An 18,496-nucleotide genomic window follows, 5' to 3' on the forward strand; every position below is an offset into this window, starting at 1 on the left:
CAATGGGCCTGATGATTGCCGGTGTCTATCATGCAGAAGACCCGGCGCCCGATAGCACGCTTGACGGCGCGTTTCGCCGTCAGGCCTCGACCATCCGTAACGCTTTACCCGGTACGGCACTGGAACCAGAGCAGTTTCACCTTTACGCGGCGTGGAATTGCCCTTGGGCGCATCGGGTTTTATTGGTCCTTGCCCTCAAAGGTCTGCAGGATCTCGTCACGGTTGCCTATGCCGAACCGCGTCGCACAGCAGATGGTTGGGTTTATGCGGAAGGCGCCGACGCGGTTTATGGCGCGAGCGCTTTGCATCACGCCTATGCCCGCGTGACCCCCGCTTATACCGGGCGGATCACGGTACCGCTGCTTTGGGATAGGCTTCACGACAAGGCCGTCTCAAACGAATCCGCTGATCTGGTGCGGATGCTGGGCACCCTGCCGGGCCATGGCCCAAATCTGGCACCACCAGAAAAGCTTGATCAAATCGAAGCGTGGAATGACAAAATCTATGCACGCCTCAACAACGGGGTCTACCGCGCAGGTTTCGCACGCACGCAGGAGGCTTATGAGGCGGGATTCCGAGATGTCTTCGCCACGATGGATGAGATCGAAGCACATTTGGCCGCCAATCGCTATCTATGCGGCGATGCCCTGACCGAGGCCGATCTGCGCCTGTTCCCGACACTGGCTCGTTTTGATGTCGCGTACCATTACGCCTTCAAATGCAATCTGCGCCGCCTGATCGACTATCCAAATCTCTGGGGCTATGCGCGAGAGCTCTATGCGCTGCCAGGTGTCGCTGAGACGGTGAAGTTCGACATTTACAAACTGGGTTATTTCTCACCTTCCGAGCTGCGCAATCCATTGGGCATCGTGCCGTTGGGTCCGGAAATCGATTGGACCACTCCGCATGGCCGAGATAGCTTGACCACCCGGTCGGTTAAAGCATAGACAGACCCACCAATGGGGAAAATCAATGTTCGCATTTATCGTCCGAAGGATGTTCCAGTCCATCATCGTACTTCTGGTCGTGGGGCTGGTGGCATTCTCGATGTTTCGCTTTGTTGGCGACCCGATCGACAACATGCTGGGACAGGAGCGTACGCAGGCTGACATCGACCGCCTGCGCACCGAACTTGGGCTGGATCAGCCTTTTGTGGTGCAATACGCCAAGTTCCTACAAGGTGCTGTTCAGGGTAATTTCGGAGTATCCTATCGGCAGGGCCGACCGGTCTCGACTATCCTGCTTGAGCGGGCTCCGGCTACGCTGGAACTGGCCTTTGTGTCTGGGTTTCTGGCAATCACGATGGGCATCGCGCTGGGTGTCTTTACTGCGATCCGACGACAAGGGATTGCTGCGAATGTGATCATGACGGTTTCCCTGATCGGGGTTTCGTTACCAACATTCCTCATAGGTATTCTGCTGATCTATATTTTCTCGGTCGAGCTTGACCTACTGCCCAGCTTCGGGAGGGGCGAGACCGTTATGATTGGGCATTGGTCAACCGGGTTTCTAACGACCTCGGGCCTCAAGGCGCTGATTTTGCCTGCAATTACCTTGGGCCTTTATCAGATGACGCTGATCATGCGGCTGGTCCGATCCGAAATGCTTGAGGTGCTGCGCGCCGACTATGTCCGCTTTGCCCGCGCCCGTGGGCTTTCAGATCGCGTCATCAACTTCCGCCACGCGCTGAAGAATACGTTGGTGCCGGTGATTACCATCACGGGTTTGCAGCTGGGTTCGATCATCGCATTCGCGATCATCACTGAGACAGTGTTTCAGTGGCCCGGCGTGGGCCTGCTGTTCATCAACGCAATCCAGTTTGTCGATATTCCCGTGATGGCGGCCTATCTAATGCTGATTTCGGTGATGTTCGTGACGATCAACCTGATTGTCGATCTTCTTTATTATGCCATTGACCCGCGTCTGCGTGTCGATGCGAGGGCAACATGAGCGATACGATGGAAACTACGAAAGCCGCACCTAAAACGCGCATGGCCAAGTTTTGGGACAGCGACTTCGCATGGTCATTCCGGCATTCCCCGGTGGCTGTGATCGCCTCGCTGGTTGTCGTCATTCTAGTGCTGGCAGCGATCTTCGCGCCGCTGATCGCGCCTTATAACCCGTTCGACCCCGCAACGCTGAACCTGATGAACGGTTTCACACCGCCGGGCACACCGAATGCCTTTACGCAAGAAACCTTCCTGTTGGGTACCGACGATCAAGGGCGCGATGTGTTCTCCACCATTCTTTATGGTTTGCGTATTTCGCTGTTCGTCGGGGCATCGGCGGTGCTTCTTGCACTTGTTATCGGAGTGATCCTAGGGCTAGTCGCGGCTTATTTCGGCGGTTGGATCGAAACACTGATCATGCGGATCGCCGATGTGCAGCTGACTTTTCCTGCCATTCTTGTGGCAATGCTGATCTTCGGTATAGCCAAAGGGATAACCCCGCCGGAATACCGTGATGAGATGGCAATCTATGTTCTGATCATTGCGATTGCGCTATCGGACTGGGTGCAGTTTGCGCGGGTCGTGCGTGGTGCGGCGTTGGTTGAGAAGAACAAGGAATATGTGCAAGCCGCGCGCCTGATCGGCCGGGGATCGTTCCCAATCATGTTCCGCCATATCCTGCCTAATGTCCTGAGCCCCGTTCTGGTCATCGCTACAATTTCGCTGGCGCTGGCCATTATCGCCGAGGCGACGCTCAGTTTCTTAGGCGTTGGCGCACCCCCGACCCAGCCATCTCTGGGCACACTAATCCGTATCGGCCAAGGCTTCTTGTTCTCGGGCGAGTGGTGGATCCTGTTTTTCCCGGCCTGTACGCTGCTGGCCCTTGCCTTGTCGGTCAACCTGCTGGGCGACTGGCTGCGTGACGCGCTGAACCCCAAACTGCGGTGATTTCATGAGCCTTTTGACCATCCAGGACCTCACCGTTGAGTTTCCGACCCGCCGCCAGCTTTTCACAGCGGTGGATCACGCCAGCCTGTCCGTTGAGCCCGGTGAAATTCACGGGCTTGTGGGGGAATCCGGTGCCGGTAAATCCACAATCGGCGCCGCTGTCATGGGCCTGCTGGAACGTCCCGGCCGTATCGCCAGTGGCCAGATCAAGCTGGGCGGCGAGCAGATCAGTGGGATTGATGCCGAGGCGATGCGAGGGCTGCGCGGCAAGAAGATCTCGATGATCTTTCAGGATCCGCTGACCTCATTGAACCCTCTGTTCACAGTGCGCGAGCAACTGGTTGAAACGATCCAGACCCATCTGGGCGGTACCGAAGCCGAGGCAAACAAACGCGCCCGAGACCTAATTGACCGCGTGGGCATTCCGGACCCGGACACGCGGCTTGATCAATACCCGCATCAGTTTTCAGGCGGGATGCGCCAGCGTGTAGTCATAGCGTTGGCCTTGTGCACAGAACCGGATGTGATCATTGCGGACGAACCCACTACGGCGTTGGACGTTTCAGTTCAGGCGCAAATTCTGGACCTGATCAAGGAACTGGCGCAGGAGCGTCAAGTAGGTGTCATCCTGATCACCCATGATATGGGTGTGATCGCAGACACCACGGATCGGGTGACTGTGATGTATGCGGGAAAGGTGGTTGAAAGCGGTACCACTGCGCAGGTGATGGGCCAGCCACAACACGAATACACCAAGTCCTTGATCGCTGCTGTACCGCGCCCGACACTGAAATTGCATCGCTTCCCCCAGATCAGCTACGGTGGGCGTGAAACACGCTTTGCTATAGAAGATATGGCACGCCATTGGCCAAAGGTGGACAACGACACCACCAAGCCAATCTTTGAAATCCGCAACCTGACCAAAAAATTCCTGCAGAAACGTGGCCTGTTGCCTTGGGATCGGACATATTTTACAGCCGTTGATAGTGTCAGCTTCGATATTCACGCGGGCGAGGTCTTCGGGGTCGTGGGTGAATCAGGCTCGGGTAAATCGACCGTTGCGCGAATGATCGCCGGGCTCTACCCGGTTGACGGAGGCACGATTGATTTTCAGGGCCAGCGGGTAAGTGATCTAAGCAATCGTGCAGTGCAAGACGAGTACCGAAAGAACATCCAGATGATCTTTCAAGACCCCTATTCTTCCCTCAATCCACGGATGCGCGTGGATGAAATTGTTGCCGAGCCAATTCGCCATCATCGCCTGATGGATGGCGCACACATCAAGCGCCGGGTGGATGAATTGTTGGATCAGGTGGGTTTGGGCTCAGGAGCCGGTCAAAAATACCCGCACGAGTTTTCGGGTGGTCAGCGGCAGCGTATTTCGATCGCCCGCGCTTTGGCCACACAACCCCGGTTCCTGATATGCGATGAGCCAACAAGTGCACTGGACGTATCGATTCAGGCTCAGATTCTGAACATCCTGAAGGATTTGCAAGAGCATCTGGGCCTGACCATGCTGTTTATCAGCCACGACTTGCCCGTCGTTCGCCAGATGTGCGACCGGGTTGCGGTTATGAAGCAGGGCCAAATCGTCGAGGTCCAAGAGACCAGCGAGTTGTTTGCCAATCCGAAAACCGAATACGCAAGCGAATTACTGCGGCTTATGCCAAAGCTTGATGACCTGTCGACCGATGGGCTTGAGGCGGAGTAGACAACACTTACCCTTTCACTTCAGCATCTTTTGACTATCGATCTTGCTCAAATGAACGGAATTCGTTCGCAATTGCGATCGCAGCCATGGTCAGCAGGCGTTCACCATCCTTCGGGTTGGCGAGGGCAGAGTGTGAGCCGACTCGCCCATCTGGGAATTCTGCACGATGTTCATCGGGTGGACCATGTCGGTCGCCTGCGTGATCCCGCGCATATTCTGCAGTGAGTTTCCTTGGTGGTTCGGCAGCTTGGTTTGCTGGCAATACGCCGAGTAGAGATTGCGTTATTGCGATTTCGGATGGAGTTGCATGCATCCCTTCCCATTCGCCGTATAGCTGTCTGCGTAGCGTGTTTACAGTGTCGGGCTCCCACCAGCTTCGGATAATCATCTGGTTGTCAGGAAGAGTGGATTTGATGGTGCGGAGGGGTTCCAGATTGGCACCATGCCCATTCACTACGAACACGCCACGGAACCCTTGTGCCAGCAATCCCGCAATGACTTCATTTGCCAGCATCTGAAATACTTCGGCCGAAACCGAAACCGTACCGGGAAAGCCTGTATTGAACGGCGCGGGGGTGTAGGCCAGCGGGGGTGCAACGATCCCCCCGCATCGACTGGCGGCTGCAAGCGCAACTGCCTCAGCGCAAATTGTGTCCGTACCTATGCGACCCATCGGACCATGCTGTTCGGTCGAACCTACCGGAAGCAACACCGCAGCGCCTTGATTTATACGAGCGTCGACCTCGTACCAGGTCATGTGATCAAGCTTCATGACTTCCTGTCCAAGTCTTGATCATTGCTGCGGTGTTAGCCGTGATCAGAGACCCCACCGCTTCTGGTTTTCATCGAAGAAGCCCTGAGCTTTTTTCACTTCGATCCAGCTGTTTACATAATTGATCCAGACCTGATCATCTTGTGGCAACAGCATCGCGATCGGGGATGGCGACCGGGGGCCGGCATTTTTCACGCGAACAACCGGAAACTTGGCCTCTAGCGTCGAGCCTTCGATATTCGACGTGATGAACACATCCGCCCGACCGGCAAGCACTTCCTGAAAACCGCGCGCCGGGGCTTCGACCACCTTGATATCCGCATCGGGGAACCATTCGCGCACACGTTTTTCAAAGGTTGTACCCAGGGTTGTTGCGACTTTTACACCGGGTTTGTTGATCGAGTCATACCCGTCAAATTTATCGGCCTTGTCTTTGGTCGTGTACGGGAACAGTTCAACAGAGATGTAGCTGTCAGAGAAACCGGCAACCTTCAAGCGCGGCGGAGAAATCGAAGCCGAGCCGGTGATATGATATTTCCCGGCGACCACCCCATTGACCAGGGTTTTCCAGTCTGTCGGAACATATTCAACTTCGACGCCAAGATCTGCAGCCAATGCATTCATGATATCTATATCATAACCCTTGTAGCTGTTAGTCGCAGGATCGCGCAGCGACATTGGATTCCAATCTCCAGTTGTACCGACTTTCATCACACCAGAATCCAGGATTTCATTCAGTGCAGACTGGGCCTGAGCGGCGCTACCAATTGCTAGGCCAATCGCAGCGGCAATGGCTACTTTGAAAAGATGTTTCATGTATTTCTCCTGTTGGTGGCAGTCGGCTAGTTTAGCTGGATTGTTTCTTGATCTAAGCGCAAAGACCACGCTAACCTCAAGAAAATAATTGACTGAGAATAACAAAGGCAGGCCAGCTAATGCCAGACGCCGCGATCGAGTTAGTCGACGTAAACAAGTGGTATGGCACATTTCATGTGCTCAAGGATATCAATCTTACGATAAGTAGCGGTGAAAAAGTTGTAATCTGTGGGCCTTCCGGTTCTGGAAAATCGACGGTTGTAAGATGCATCAACCAGCTTGAAAAACACCAAAAAGGTACGATCCGCATAGACGGGGCAGAGCTGTCAGATGACGCCCAATCCGTCGCCACAATTCGATCAGAAGTCGGGATGGTGTTCCAGCAGTTTAATCTTTTCCCGCATTTGACCGTGCTCGAAAACCTGACTTTGGGTCCGATCAAAGCAAGGGGGTTGAGCAAGAAAGAGGCCGAAGAAAAAGCCCGCCATTACCTTGAACGGGTCCATATCCCGGACCAGGCCGACAAACGTCCCATTCAGCTTTCAGGTGGACAACAGCAACGTGTGGCCATCGCTCGTTCGCTTTGCATGGAGCCGAGGGTTTTGTTGTTTGACGAACCCACCTCGGCCTTGGACCCCGAAATGATTTCCGAAGTCCTCGACGTGATGGTTGAACTGGCGCAGGAAGGAATGACCATGGTGGTTGTCACCCACGAGATGGGTTTTGCACGCAAAGTTGCAGACAACATGGTGTTTATGGATGCGGGTGAGATTGTCGAACAAGGAAAACCCGAGCATTTCTTCACTAATCCGCGGTCTGAGCGGTGTCAGAAATTCTTAAGCCAGATTCTGCAACATTGAGTTGGATGTCATGAAGAAACCGCTCCTGTTCCTCCCCCTGTTCGTACTTTTAGCTGGGTGTTCATCGTCTCAGACATGGGGCTGGTATGTGATTGACCCCACCACCGCATCAGGCTGGACCAATGTTAAGTTTCTGGTGTCTGGGATGGGTGCGACGATCCAGATATCGCTGATCGCGGCGATCATGTCGATTGTGATTGGTCTGCTGGTGGCGTTGCCAGGTCTGTCTGAAAAACGTGGTTGGCGACTGGTGAACCGGATCTACGTGGAATTTGTCCGCTCGATCCCTCTGCTTCCGATGTTGTTTTGGGTCTTTTATGGTTTGCCAATCGTCTTTCAGTCGATGGGAATGAATATACCCATCGATCCATTCTGGGGGGCGATCATCACATTGGCAATCTCGGACAGTGCCTTTACCGCTGAAATTTACCGCGCCGGGATTCAATCAATTGCCAAAGGCCAAAGCGAAGCTGCGCAGACAATCGGGCTGAACTACTTTCAGACTATGCGCTATGTGATCCTGCCGCAGGCAATCCGACGCATTCTGCCGCCATTGGCCAATCAGTTCATTTACATCGTGAAAATGAGCGCTTTTGCGAGCGTCATTGGTATGCAGGAACTGACACGCCGAGCGAACGAGCTAGTGGTGACCGAATATCGTCCGCTCGAAATCTATACTTTGCTGATCTTTGAATATCTGGTGCTGGTCTTGATAATCAGTGCTGGCGTCCGTTGGTTAGAGCGTCGTATGGGCGCGGATGAACGCGGATAAGGAGAAAACAGTTGGACTGGAAAGACTTCATGGCCGAAACCGAGGCCAATATCGGTGTGTTCTCAAAGGAAGTGCCGGAAACCGTGCGTGGGTTTGGCATTATGGGTAAAGCTGCCAAAACGGACGGTGTACTGAGTGAAAAAACCAAGGAGTTCATGGCCCTTGGCATTGCGATCGCCACGCGATGCGATAGCTGCATCGGTTTCCACGTCCGTTCTTTGGTTCGTTTGGGTGCGACCCGCGGCGAACTGTGCGAGGCTCTGGCTATGGCGACCTACATGGGAGGCGGACCGTCATATGCCTACAGCGCCAAGGCACTGAAAGCGTTTGATGTGTTTTCAGAGCAATCGGGCGAGACATGATCTGATTTGGATGACATATTCCCGCTCATTCGCTTAATGTAGGAAAGTTCGGGACATGTCAGCAAACGAAATCAGAACCGAGGGGATGAGGATCGGTGGCGAGGTCGTCTTTGCAAATGAGACAATTCCGGTCCACTACCCTTATACCAATGAAGTTGTCGGCAATGTTCCTGCTGGCCAGGCCGAACATGCGCGTCGCGCTTTTGAGGTTGCCGCTCGATACAAACCCAGCCTGACACGCCATGAGCGTAACCAGATCCTACAACGGACATCAGAGTTAATCGGCCTGCGCCGTGGCTATCTGGTTAAATGGCTCGTGCTAGAGCTGGGCATCTGCCATCAGCACGCAATTTATGAGACAAAACGTGCGCAGGATGTGTTTCAATTCGCAGCCGGCGAAGCGCTGAGGGATGATGGTGAAACATTTTCGTGCGATTTGACCCATAATGGCAGGGCTCGCAAGATTTTCACTATGCGCGAACCGGTGAACGCAATCAGCGCGATCACCCCCTTTAACCACCCTTTGAACATGGTCAGCCACAAGGTTGCTCCGTCAATTGCAACAAACAATTGCATGGTTTGTAAGCCAACCGAGCTGACTCCGCTGACTTGTCTGACACTGGCGGACATCCTGTACGAAGCCGGTCTGCCAGCTGAGATGTTCCAGGTGATCACCGGGTGGCCGCAGGATATCGGCGATGAGATGATCACCAATGAAAACATTGACATCATCACTTTCACCGGTGGTGTGCCAGTGGGCAAGATGATAGCGGAGAAGGCCGCATTTAAGCGTCAGGCGCTTGAGCTTGGCGGCAATGATCCACTTATAGTTCTGAACGATCTGTGTGACGCCGATCTTGAAAAGGCTGCTGGAATTGCGGTGGCAGGTGCTACCGGAAACTCTGGCCAGCGTTGCACCGCAATCAAACGTATTTTGGTGCAGGACAGCGTGGCCGAAAAGTTTGTGGCATCAGTTCTGGAGAAGGCGAAGAAGATCAAATTTGGAGATCCGCAAGACCCCGAGACTGAGCTGGGTTGTGTTATTCACGACAAAGCCGCTGAACTATTTGATAAACGCGTTCATCTTGCTGAGAAAGCAGGAGCCGAAATACTATACCACCCTGGCCGCCAGGGCGCGTTGCTACCGCCCATCGTGGTCGACAAAGTGCCCTATTACTGCGAACTGGTCATGGAGGAAACCTTTGGCCCCATCATCCCGATCATTCGCGTGCCTGAAGATGACGAAGCGGTGATGCGCATCTCGAATTCTACGGAGTTTGGTCTTAGTTCGGGCGTCTGCACCAACGACCTTAATCGTGCCATTGCCTATATCAATGGTCTGAATGTTGGCACCTGCAACATCTGGGAACAACCCGGGTATCGCATCGAGATGTCCCCGTTCGGAGGCATCAAAGACTCAGGAAATGGTGTCAAAGAAGGGGTCATTGAGGCCATGAAGTTCTTTACGAATGTCAAAACCTATTCGCTCCCCTGGCCCGGATGAGCAGGTTGATTTGGATAGAAAAGTGAAAACCGGCCAATAGGGAAATGACGGCTTGAGCCGTAGGACTGTAGGCGTCATATGTGCCGGTGGACGCAAGCGCCAAGCCCAGACACAAGGAAGCAACCTCATGCAAAAGGTTCTGATCACAGGCACCGCCGGATTTATCGGATTTCATCTTGCCAAACTTTTGCTTGAGAATGGTAATCGCGTTCACGGCTATGACGGGATGACGGATTATTACGATGTCCGCCTCAAGCAGAGCCGGCACGCGCTGTTGTTGGAAAACCCGAACTTTTCGTGTGACGAAGGGATGCTGGAAGACACTGAGAGCTTCGATCGAATGGCTGACGCATTCGAACCGAACGTGATCATCCACCTCGCGGCGCAGGCCGGCGTCCGGTATAGCTTGGAAAACCCGCGCGCCTATGTCGAAAGCAATGTTGTCGGAACATTTAACGTGATGGAAGCGGCGCGGCGGCATAAAGTACAGCACTTGCTGATGGCCTCCACCTCGTCAATCTATGGGGCTAATCCTGATATGCCTTTTGACGAATGCGAGAAGGCAGATCATCAACTTACGATGTACGCTGCGACCAAGAAAGCGAACGAAGCGATGGGGCATTCCTATGCGCACCTTTGGGATCTGCCGACAACCATGTTTCGCTTTTTCACGGTCTACGGCCCCTGGGGGCGTCCGGATCTTGCCTTTTTTAAATTTACAGATGCGATCCTAGAAGATCGGCCCATTGACATCTACAATCATGGCGACATGTATCGGGACTTCACATATGTTGATGATCTGGTGCGAGCCATTTCACTTTTAATCGATGTCGCTCCGGTTCGGCCCGAATCTCCTGACGATATCGCTGAAGGCGATAGCTTAAGCCCTGTCGCGCCATACCGCATTGTTAACATTGGTAACTCTGACAAAGTGCGCCTGTTGGATTTCGTTGACGCGATCGAAGAAAGCCTCGGCAAGCCCGCGATCCGAAACTACATGGAGATGCAGATGGGAGACGTGCCCGCGACTTGGGCCAATGCCGATTTGCTGCACCGATTGACTGGCTATCGCCCAAAGACAGAAATCAAGGACGGCATTCAGGCTTTTGTAAACTGGTATCGCGACTATTACAGCAAATAGAGCCTGCGATTTGGTCTATCTTAAACCAACCGCTACTCTGAGAAACTAGGCGGGTCCCCTTAGGGTCACTACAGTTATCAAATTGCTTGTTTCAATGCGTCGAAGATCCGTGCTTGCGTATGTTCCTGTATGTATGGGAGCATTGTCAGGCTGATCACACTTGCTGCTGCCTAATCGCCAACTGGCAGATCTGCATTAGGATCTGACGCGGTGGGTTGTTTATTCCTACTCTCAGGCGGTAATAGCACCGATCCTGCCCATGTCGAGCAATCTGACGGAGGACACGCTCAGTTCATCATCCGGCGTGAAGATAGCGGCCCCATCACCGTAACAACCAGTCGGCTTCGATGGAAGGAAGCTGGTGCACGAGATTTTTGACAAGTTCCCTGAAGGCCTGCCGTGCAGAGATCCGCCAAAGCTCTGCGCTCTATCTTCGATCACAGGCAGACCATGTGCCGAAGCAACTTCATTTATGTGGTTGAGATCAGCAGGCTGCCCATTAAGCGACACAGGGGTAGTGGCCGGGGTCCGGGACATTATCGGCCGAGTCCAACTTATTGGGGTCAAGACTATAGGTGGTGGGATCAATGTCGACATAAACGGGTGTCGTTCCCAATAGCCTGATAAATTTCGCCGTCGCGATGTAGGAAAACCAGGTGTGATGATTTAATCAATCGGCCTAACCTCTAGCGCCATGAGAGCAACCTGCAAGGCATCTGTCCCGTTAGCACATCTGATGCAATATTTGGTGCCGGTGAATGAATTCTCAAACTGAGTGCGGCGCACGTTATCTGCAAACAAATACCCATTGTCTTTTCTGACAGGGCGACTGGTAGAGACCCCATCTTGGGTTTGAGTGATCCGCGAGATATTGGTGCAAAACTCTGCAAATCCAAAAAGCGAGAAATTTCTTAATGAAAAGAACATCTCTGGATGCTCTGGGACCTGCTCTCTGGAAAGCGCGCGAGTATGGCGTCGACACCCGGTTCATTGAGTTGGCTGGCGAAGTCAACACCGCGGTGCATGTGAATGTATTTGGCAAACTTGCAAATGTACTCAATGAACGCAGTAAAGCGGTTCGCGCCTGAATGGCTGCCTTGTTTTGGAAGCTAAAGTAAACTCCGACTGAAAATGGCTGGCGGAGTTTTCCAAGGCCGGCGCGGATCACGCTAAGGCAGTCGGCGTGTTCCTGCCATTTTCGAACGAGCAACAGCATAATCACCGCCGAAAGCTACTAAGCAGCGGATAACGCGCGTTGTCCCTGCATAAGCGCGCAGATATAGTTGCCACAATTGTCAGGTCGATTTCGGGTTCTGGAAATTCGGCTTTTGACGAGTTCTCGATGTGAGCAATCAAGGGCCTTTCGTGTGAGTTTGAAAAATCGCAACACCCCACCCCAGCGCCACGAGCTTCGAAAAGTCCGCAACCAAGGCAACAGCTTCCTTGCGCTTGCGTTCCTGTTCAGTGTGTTTGTCAACTTGCTGATGTTGACCGGCCCACTGTTTATGCTGCAGGTATATGACCGGGTCCTTGGGTCACGCTCGACCGAAACACTGTCAGCTTTGTTTCTGCTTGTCGCATTGCTTTATGCGCTGATGGCGATGCTGGACTATGCACGTGGCCGGATCGTTGCCAGATTTGGCGCCCGTTTCCAGTCATCCCTTGATGAGCGCGTGTTTGAAGGAACGATGCGCCGTGCCCTGTTTCCGCAAATTCGCTCAGCGCCTGCTACGGCGTTGCGCGATTTGGAGTCGATTCGCTCTTTATGCGCCTCCCCTGTTTTGCTTGCAGTGATGGACATTCCGTGGACCCCAGTATTTCTTGCTGCGATTTTTCTGTTTCACCCATTGTTGGGCTGGCTGGCGGTGGCTGGTGGTACACTTTTGGTAGTGATTGCTCTGCTCAACCAAGGTTTAACGCACCGTAAAGTCGCTGAAGCGCAGGTGGCGACAGCCAAAGCCAACGCATTTTCTGAACACGCCCGGCAAGCTGCCGAGGTGGTGAGATCGCAAGGTATGCAGGAGGATGTATCTAAGCGTTGGTTGAAACAGCGGACCGAAGCGCTCTCGCAGTCGATTTCCGCCAGCGACTGGACAGGCAGTTTCACCTCTCTCACCAAATCACTTCGGCTGTTTCTTCAATCTGCGATGTTGGCACTAGGTGCATGGCTTGTTCTTCGCAATGAAATGACACCCGGTGCGATGATCGCAGGCACTATCCTATTGGGTCGTGCTTTGGCACCAATTGAGATGGCGGTGGGCCAATGGTCAATGATTGAACGCGCGCGTACAGCCTGGATCAACCTGAACCAGTTTCTCGACTCTACACCACCAGAGGCATCGCGCACTAAGCTGCCAACCCCAAAGGCGCATCTTGTAGCAAAAGGTTTGACCGTAATTCCGCCCGGCGCCAAAACCCCAACATTGCGCAATGCCGCGCTTGAGCTGGAGCCCGGCAGAGCGCTAGGCGTCATCGGTAAAAGCGGATCTGGCAAAACAACGCTTGCCAAGGCGCTGCTTGGTTTATGGCCCCCTGCAGCAGGTGAAATCCGTCTGGGGGGTGCGACGCTGGACCAATACGATCCTGACGATCTGGGGCAGCACATTGGTTATCTGCCGCAACAAGTTACCTTGTTCAATGGTACTGTGGCCGAGAATATTGCCCGTATGTCTCAGTCGCCTGATCCCGAAGCGGTAGTTGCAGCGGCGAAAACGGCGAATGCACATGATTTGATTCTCGGCCTTGAGAAGGGCTATGACACGTTCCTCGAGGGGAACGATAGTCAGCTCTCGGGTGGTCAGAAACAACGCATTGCACTTGCCCGGGCACTCTATGGCAATCCTGTTGTGTTGATCTTGGATGAACCCAACTCGGCTTTGGATGCCGATGGAACTCTGGCTTTGAACACTGCGGTACGCGAGCTCAAGAAAGCAGGCAAATCCACCATCATCATGACCCATCGCCCGCAAGCTATCTCAGAGTGCGATGATCTTGTCGTCGTTGAAAAGGGTCAGATCGTAAAATCCGGCGGGCGCGATGAGGTGTTGAATACAATGGTACAAAACGCCAACGTCATAAAACGGCATCTGAATAAGGTGGGTGAATGATGTCAGACAAGAGTTCACGTCCAGCCTGGAGCATCACGGCACCAGCCGTTGTCGGCTTGTTGGCCCTGGCAATTCTGGTGTTAGGGTTAGGAATCTGGAGCGTTCGCACCGAACTGGCCGGGGCGATCATTTCACAGGGTGTGATTGAAGTCCAAAGCAACCGTCAGGTGATCGAACATCCGGATGGCGGGGTAGTCGGTGAAATCTTCGTGCGTGACGGTGATAGTGTCACTGAAGGCGAATTGATGCTGAGGCTCGACGATACTTTTCTGGCGTCGGAGACAACCATCGTTGAATCACAGCTATTCGAGTTGCTTGCCCGAAAGGCTCGGCTTGAGGCAGAGAGGGACGGTGCGGATAACGATGCACTTGCCCAAAGCCTGCAGGAGCTCAAATCCAATGAAACAATCGGTGACGATTTGCTGGCGGGCCAGCAACGTTTGTTCAATGCAAGACTTGACACGCTGACCCAACAGATTGACCAGTTAGGCAAACAAAAGGTTCAGATCGAAAATGAGATTGAAGGTATTCAGGCTCAGCTTGCATCACTGAATACGCAAGTTGAACTCATCAGAACCGAACTTGAAGATCAGCAGGGTTTGCTGCAACGCGGTCTGACGCAAGCAAGCCGTGTCTCTGCCCTACAAAGAGAAGAGGCAAATCTTACCGGACAAATAGGGCGGCTTGAATCAACCATTGCACGGCTCAAGGGCCAGATCGCAACGACCGAAATTCAGATTGTCGAACTGCAGGCTACCCGCCGCGAAGAGGCGATTACCGAACTTCGAGACGTTCAATCTCGTGCGGTTGAGTTGGCAGAAAGGCGTCTTGCACTTACCGAACGTTTGTCGCGCTTGGATATTCGCGCGCCCGTTGCAGGCACCGTCTATGACAGCCAGGTTTTTGCGATTCAGTCGGTTATACAACCCGGTGAACCGATGATGTACGTAGTTCCTCAGGACACTCCGTTGCTGGTTGCCGCACGTGTTGACGCATTGCATGTAGATCAGTTGCATCGTGGACAGGATGTCGCCCTTCGGTTCCCGGCCTTCAACCAGCGTGACACGCCCGAGATTGACGGCCATGTAGTCAACGTTTCGGCTGACACGTTCACCGATGAGGCCAGCGGCTTTACTTTCTATCGGGCTGAAGTGGTGCCCGATGAAGGCCAGCTTGATCGTCTCAATGGTCAGGAACTGCTGCCTGGAATGCCAGTTGAAGCTATGATCAAGACAGATGAGCGTACGCCTCTATCCTATCTGATCAAACCATTGGCTGACTATTTTTATCGCGCATTCAGGGAGTGATCGGGGCCTGAAGCCCATGCTCAAACTGCTTCGACATTTCCCAGGAGTATTGCAGTCATATCAAGCGTCAAAGCGCCATCTATTATGGTGACATCGACGCTTGTATTGTAATTTACATTGTTTCTGGAGATATCAGACAAATCTGCGTTTGCGTCCAGAAAGACCCATTCGGCCCCATGTGCGGTGGGTTGGCCAACCGCGACTTGTAGAATAGCAAGCGCGTCGAGGGCATTAACCGACCCATCTTGGGTTATGTCGGCTGCGATGAAATTCTCTGCAGCGGCAGCCCCCCAAGTTGGGTCGAGGCCGACGGACATACGCAAAACCTGAAGAGCATCCAGCGCGGTAATTTCGCTGCTCGCTGTCGAATAAGACTTGATGATTTCCAATTGCCCGCGAAACGTTCCATCCGGTACTTCCAAATCGAATTCACCATTTTCATTGGCTTGCGCTGTGAGAGTGGAGCCTCCATCAGGCGTAAACCGGATTACCTGATCCAACCGGTATTGAAGATCAAGGACCGGGCATTTCGCGAATGAGCTCTCGCCTCAAGAAATGCCGGCTCATTCGTTGTGGCGGTAAATTGACAATTGTTTGAAGGGGATGCTCATCGCCAGGTAACGTCGCCTAGAAAGATGTACCCTGCCCCGTAGATAGTTTTGATCAGGCGCGGATTTTTGGGGTCCTCTCCCAACTTTGTCCGCAACCGTGAGATACGTACATCCATTGCTCTATCAAAGCTGTCGCCTGCGCCGCCGCCCAAAATCTCTTGCATACGCGCTCTACTGATAAGGCGTTTGGGACTTTCGAGGAAGAGGCGCAGAACCTCACCTTCGGCGTGGCTGAATGGTGTTTCCGCACCATTTTCATCAATCAGAACATATCGGTCAAAATGCGCGGTCCATCCGTTGAATTCGGCGGCATCTGAGTTTTGCACAGCAGGACCAGTAGATCGCAAGCGGGCGCGAACACGCGCAATGACCTCTGCGGGGTCGAAAGGTTTGGTTATGTAGTCGTCCGCCCCAAGTTCGAGCCCTGTCACTCGATCCTGCACCTGTGCCCGGCCCGAGATGATAATGACAGCGGCCCCCTGCTCGAGCGCAAGGCGATGTACCAGTGCCAGTCCATCAGTATCAGGTAGCGACAAATCCACAAGGCAGACATCTGGCGTGACCCGCTTCAACGACGCTTCGAATTCACGCGCGCGCGCAAAGCTTTGGGTTCGAAAACCCGCATCTTCGAGAGCGCCTGTCAAAATGTGCCGTATTTCAGGTTCATCATCAAGAATGGTCACCAATGGTTGTGTCATCTACGCGGCCTCGGTACGGATCAGAGCGGAAAGCTGCTCTGGTGTGAAAGGTTTGCTCAGGACAGGCGCGCGTTTCAGCGCTTGATGATGCAACGGATCGGAAATCGGTAGGGATGTCATCAGGATGCAAGGCAAAGCACCACTCAGATGGTCGACGATATCGATGCCGGTGCCTTCACCCTCAAGCCGGATGTCTGATAGCACCAGCGTGATATCTTCAATATCGGACGTCAAAGTAAGTGCTTCTTCAACCGAGCTCGCTTCGATGACAGAACAGCCCAATCCAATCAGAATTTCCCGAAATTGGCTGCGCAATTCATCGTTGTCCTCCACCAAAAGTACAAGACCCGCCTGAGAGGGCGGCGCTGGTCGGAAAGGCAGGCGAATTACAACCGATGCACCAGAAGGCGTGTTCCGTAAATTTAGATCGCCCCCGGCGAGCTTTACGGTGTCATAAACCATCGGAAGTCCCAGCCCCGATCCATCGCTGCCTTTGGTGGTAAAGAACGGATTTAATGCTTGCTCCAGCGCTTCCGGAGTAAAGCCTGAACCCGTGTCCGAGACCGTAATTTCGATCCAAATGGTTCCGATCGCATGCACACTGATGGTAATTTGACCGGACGTACCACAGGCGTCTCGGGCATTCAGCACGAGATTTAGTAGAGCATCCTGCACCATACCTGGATCAAGCATCAACGGCTTATTGGGCAAAGTATTTACGACCGACAGTCCCATTCCGCGCGGTAAGGAAGGTGTGGCCAGAATGCGCAAATCCTCGAGTAGCCCGCGCATATCCGTCGCCTGTGGTTGGGGCGTGCGATTGCCAGTCATGTCTGCGATGCGGTTCAACAATTGCCCGCCTCGCCGTGCGGTCTGCTGCGTGGCTGATACAAGCTGACCTGCCTCGACAGGCAAATCCATCTTCTCAAGTCGCGCCTGCATTCCCAATATGATGGTCAACAAATTCGAAAAGTCATGGGCGAGCCCGCTGGTCATTTGCGCCGCCATCGCTCTGCGTCGCGTTTGCTGAAGGGCGACACGAGCTTGTGTCTCTTCGGTAATGTCCACCGACATGACATAAACGCCACCAGCTTTGTCTGGCGTGAAGGACACGCGAATGCGGCGCGAATCCTGATCCTCGGTAAACTCAAAAACCGAAGCTTGGCCGCCATACGCCTGTTCCAGATGCGGTTTTACCCGATCATAGGCCGATTGCCCCAAGGCCTTTGATATGTGAAGGCCCAGAATGTCAGACGGGCGGCCGGGCATAACCGAACTGAGGCGGCGGTTTGAGTAATCGTATCGTCCATCAGTATCCAGATGCGCGATATGAGCCGGCATCATCTCGGTTGTCATCCGCGTGCGCGCCTCGATCTCGGTCAACTGGCGCTTAGCCTCTTCAAGCGCCGTAATCGTTGCAGCCAGTTTCCGGTTTGTTGCCGAAAGCTCTTCAGCGTGTCCTAAAAGTTGGCCGGACAGTTCTTCCGAACGACTGCGTAGCAATTCTTCGACCTGTTTGGTGCGCGTAATGTCTGTGTAAACAGCCACCCAACCACCATTCGGCAAGGGCGCACCTTCGACCGAGATCACCTGGCCGTTAGGTCGAGTACGCTCCATGTAGTGTGGCTCGAACGCCAACGCCTGAGCAACACGGGTCTCAACCATTTCGGCGACATCACCGTCCGGGCCGTACTCGCCACGGCTGGCGAGAAAGTGAATTGTGTCGTGGAACAATGCACCTGGTTCGACAAGTTCATCCGGTAAACCGAACATTTCCTGAAATCTCAGATTGCTGACTACAAGGCGCAACTGACTGTCATAGATCGACAGCGCTTGCCCGATCAGGTTCAGGCCCGCCGTTGTCATCGCCTTAATGCGTTGTTCGGATATCTCCAAATTCATCCTCCCCTGCGCCTATGGGTAACACCAGTTCAGGCA

At 53.6% G+C, this 18,496-nt stretch carries 20 protein-coding genes; 12 read left to right on the forward strand and 8 right to left on the reverse strand.

Annotated features, from left to right (window positions below):
• Positions 1–2 precede the first annotated feature (2 nt).
• From ACR0MQ_RS10265 to ACR0MQ_RS10280, 4 genes are read left to right on the forward strand one after another with little or no spacing between them, the layout of a single operon-like run.
• Positions 3–947 (forward strand): glutathione S-transferase family protein, encoded by a 945-nt coding sequence (locus ACR0MQ_RS10265; protein WP_480607882.1) that lies wholly within the window; start codon positions 3–5, stop codon positions 945–947.
• 25 nt (positions 948–972) lie between these two features.
• Complete coding sequence (locus ACR0MQ_RS10270; protein ID WP_170774250.1) at positions 973–1,950, forward strand: ABC transporter permease; 978 nt, start codon at positions 973–975, stop codon at positions 1,948–1,950.
• A complete protein-coding gene (locus ACR0MQ_RS10275; protein WP_170774252.1) occupies positions 1,947–2,897 on the forward strand; it encodes an ABC transporter permease in 951 nt (316 codons plus the stop codon). The genes ACR0MQ_RS10270 and ACR0MQ_RS10275 overlap by 4 nt, the downstream gene beginning before the upstream one ends.
• 4 nt (positions 2,898–2,901) lie before the next feature.
• Positions 2,902–4,608, forward strand: coding sequence for an ABC transporter ATP-binding protein (locus tag ACR0MQ_RS10280; RefSeq protein ID WP_480607885.1), 1,707 nt, complete (start codon positions 2,902–2,904; stop codon positions 4,606–4,608).
• Positions 4,609–4,642: 34 nt separating this feature from the next.
• Here ACR0MQ_RS10280 and ACR0MQ_RS10285 read toward each other — a convergent pair whose 3' ends face one another.
• Complete coding sequence (locus ACR0MQ_RS10285; RefSeq protein WP_480607888.1) at positions 4,643–5,380, reverse strand: creatininase family protein; 738 nt, start codon at positions 5,378–5,380, stop codon at positions 4,643–4,645.
• A 45-nt stretch (positions 5,381–5,425) separates the two neighbouring features.
• Positions 5,426–6,196 carry a transporter substrate-binding domain-containing protein gene (locus ACR0MQ_RS10290; protein ID WP_010441433.1) on the reverse strand — a complete coding sequence of 257 codons (771 nt, stop codon included), beginning with the start codon at positions 6,194–6,196 and terminating at the stop codon, positions 5,426–5,428.
• 119 nt (positions 6,197–6,315) lie between these two features.
• Between ACR0MQ_RS10290 and ACR0MQ_RS10295 the strand changes: the two genes are divergently transcribed.
• The 5 genes from ACR0MQ_RS10295 (at position 6,316) to ACR0MQ_RS10315 (ending at position 10,835) form a co-directional block, all read left to right on the forward strand.
• A complete protein-coding gene (locus ACR0MQ_RS10295) occupies positions 6,316–7,056 on the forward strand; it encodes an amino acid ABC transporter ATP-binding protein (protein ID WP_480607891.1) in 741 nt (246 codons plus the stop codon).
• Between the two features lie 10 nt (positions 7,057–7,066).
• Complete coding sequence (locus ACR0MQ_RS10300; RefSeq protein ID WP_029621928.1) at positions 7,067–7,828, forward strand: amino acid ABC transporter permease; 762 nt, start codon at positions 7,067–7,069, stop codon at positions 7,826–7,828.
• 11 nt (positions 7,829–7,839) lie between these two features.
• Positions 7,840–8,190, forward strand: a complete 351-nt coding sequence (locus ACR0MQ_RS10305; RefSeq protein WP_170774258.1) for a carboxymuconolactone decarboxylase family protein — start codon at positions 7,840–7,842, stop codon at positions 8,188–8,190.
• A 55-nt stretch (positions 8,191–8,245) separates the two neighbouring features.
• Positions 8,246–9,694: a phosphonoacetaldehyde dehydrogenase gene (gene phnY, locus ACR0MQ_RS10310; protein WP_480607895.1), complete on the forward strand. Its 1,449-nt coding sequence runs from the start codon at positions 8,246–8,248 to the stop codon at positions 9,692–9,694.
• Positions 9,695–9,821: 127 nt separating this feature from the next.
• Positions 9,822–10,835 (forward strand): NAD-dependent epimerase/dehydratase family protein, encoded by a 1,014-nt coding sequence (locus ACR0MQ_RS10315; RefSeq protein WP_170774262.1) that lies wholly within the window; start codon positions 9,822–9,824, stop codon positions 10,833–10,835.
• Between the two features lie 231 nt (positions 10,836–11,066).
• Here the strand turns inward: ACR0MQ_RS10315 and ACR0MQ_RS10320 are convergent, their stop codons facing one another.
• From ACR0MQ_RS10320 to ACR0MQ_RS10330, 3 genes are read right to left on the reverse strand one after another with little or no spacing between them, the layout of a single operon-like run.
• Positions 11,067–11,372 carry a DegT/DnrJ/EryC1/StrS family aminotransferase gene (locus ACR0MQ_RS10320; protein WP_480607898.1) on the reverse strand — a complete coding sequence of 102 codons (306 nt, stop codon included), beginning with the start codon at positions 11,370–11,372 and terminating at the stop codon, positions 11,067–11,069.
• Positions 11,335–11,451: a hypothetical protein gene (locus ACR0MQ_RS10325; RefSeq protein ID WP_480607902.1), complete on the reverse strand. Its 117-nt coding sequence runs from the start codon at positions 11,449–11,451 to the stop codon at positions 11,335–11,337. Before ACR0MQ_RS10325 ends, ACR0MQ_RS10320 begins: the two co-directional genes overlap by 38 nt.
• Before the next feature lie 50 nt (positions 11,452–11,501).
• Positions 11,502–11,762, reverse strand: a complete 261-nt coding sequence (locus ACR0MQ_RS10330; RefSeq protein ID WP_480607905.1) for a DegT/DnrJ/EryC1/StrS family aminotransferase — start codon at positions 11,760–11,762, stop codon at positions 11,502–11,504.
• On the opposite strand from ACR0MQ_RS10330, the gene ACR0MQ_RS10335 reads away from it, so the two are divergent.
• The 3 genes from ACR0MQ_RS10335 to ACR0MQ_RS10345 all read left to right on the forward strand — a co-directional run bounded on the left by ACR0MQ_RS10335 (position 11,750) and on the right by ACR0MQ_RS10345 (position 15,249).
• Positions 11,750–11,923 carry a nucleotide sugar dehydrogenase gene (locus ACR0MQ_RS10335; protein WP_170774214.1) on the forward strand — a complete coding sequence of 58 codons (174 nt, stop codon included), beginning with the start codon at positions 11,750–11,752 and terminating at the stop codon, positions 11,921–11,923. The genes ACR0MQ_RS10330 and ACR0MQ_RS10335 overlap by 13 nt on opposite strands.
• Before the next feature lie 279 nt (positions 11,924–12,202).
• Entirely contained in the window at positions 12,203–13,942 is a 1,740-nt protein-coding gene (locus ACR0MQ_RS10340; protein WP_170475056.1) for a type I secretion system permease/ATPase, read from the forward strand.
• Positions 13,942–15,249, forward strand: a complete 1,308-nt coding sequence (locus tag ACR0MQ_RS10345) for an HlyD family type I secretion periplasmic adaptor subunit (RefSeq protein ID WP_480607909.1) — start codon at positions 13,942–13,944, stop codon at positions 15,247–15,249. The genes ACR0MQ_RS10340 and ACR0MQ_RS10345 overlap by 1 nt, the downstream gene beginning before the upstream one ends.
• A 20-nt stretch (positions 15,250–15,269) precedes the next feature.
• Here ACR0MQ_RS10345 and ACR0MQ_RS10350 read toward each other — a convergent pair whose 3' ends face one another.
• The 3 genes from ACR0MQ_RS10350 to ACR0MQ_RS10360 all read right to left on the reverse strand — a co-directional run bounded on the left by ACR0MQ_RS10350 (position 15,270) and on the right by ACR0MQ_RS10360 (position 18,460).
• The gene (locus tag ACR0MQ_RS10350; RefSeq protein ID WP_480607912.1) at positions 15,270–15,749 is read right to left on the reverse strand and encodes a dockerin type I domain-containing protein; all 480 of its coding nucleotides are present in this window, start codon (positions 15,747–15,749) and stop codon (positions 15,270–15,272) included.
• 107 nt (positions 15,750–15,856) lie between these two features.
• Entirely contained in the window at positions 15,857–16,558 is a 702-nt protein-coding gene (locus ACR0MQ_RS10355) for a response regulator transcription factor (protein WP_170475062.1), read from the reverse strand.
• Positions 16,559–18,460, reverse strand: coding sequence for a PAS-domain containing protein (locus tag ACR0MQ_RS10360; protein WP_170774266.1), 1,902 nt, complete (start codon positions 18,458–18,460; stop codon positions 16,559–16,561). It lies immediately after the preceding gene.
• Positions 18,461–18,496 lie beyond the last annotated feature (36 nt).

The organism is Ruegeria sp. AN6 (assembly GCF_056540425.1).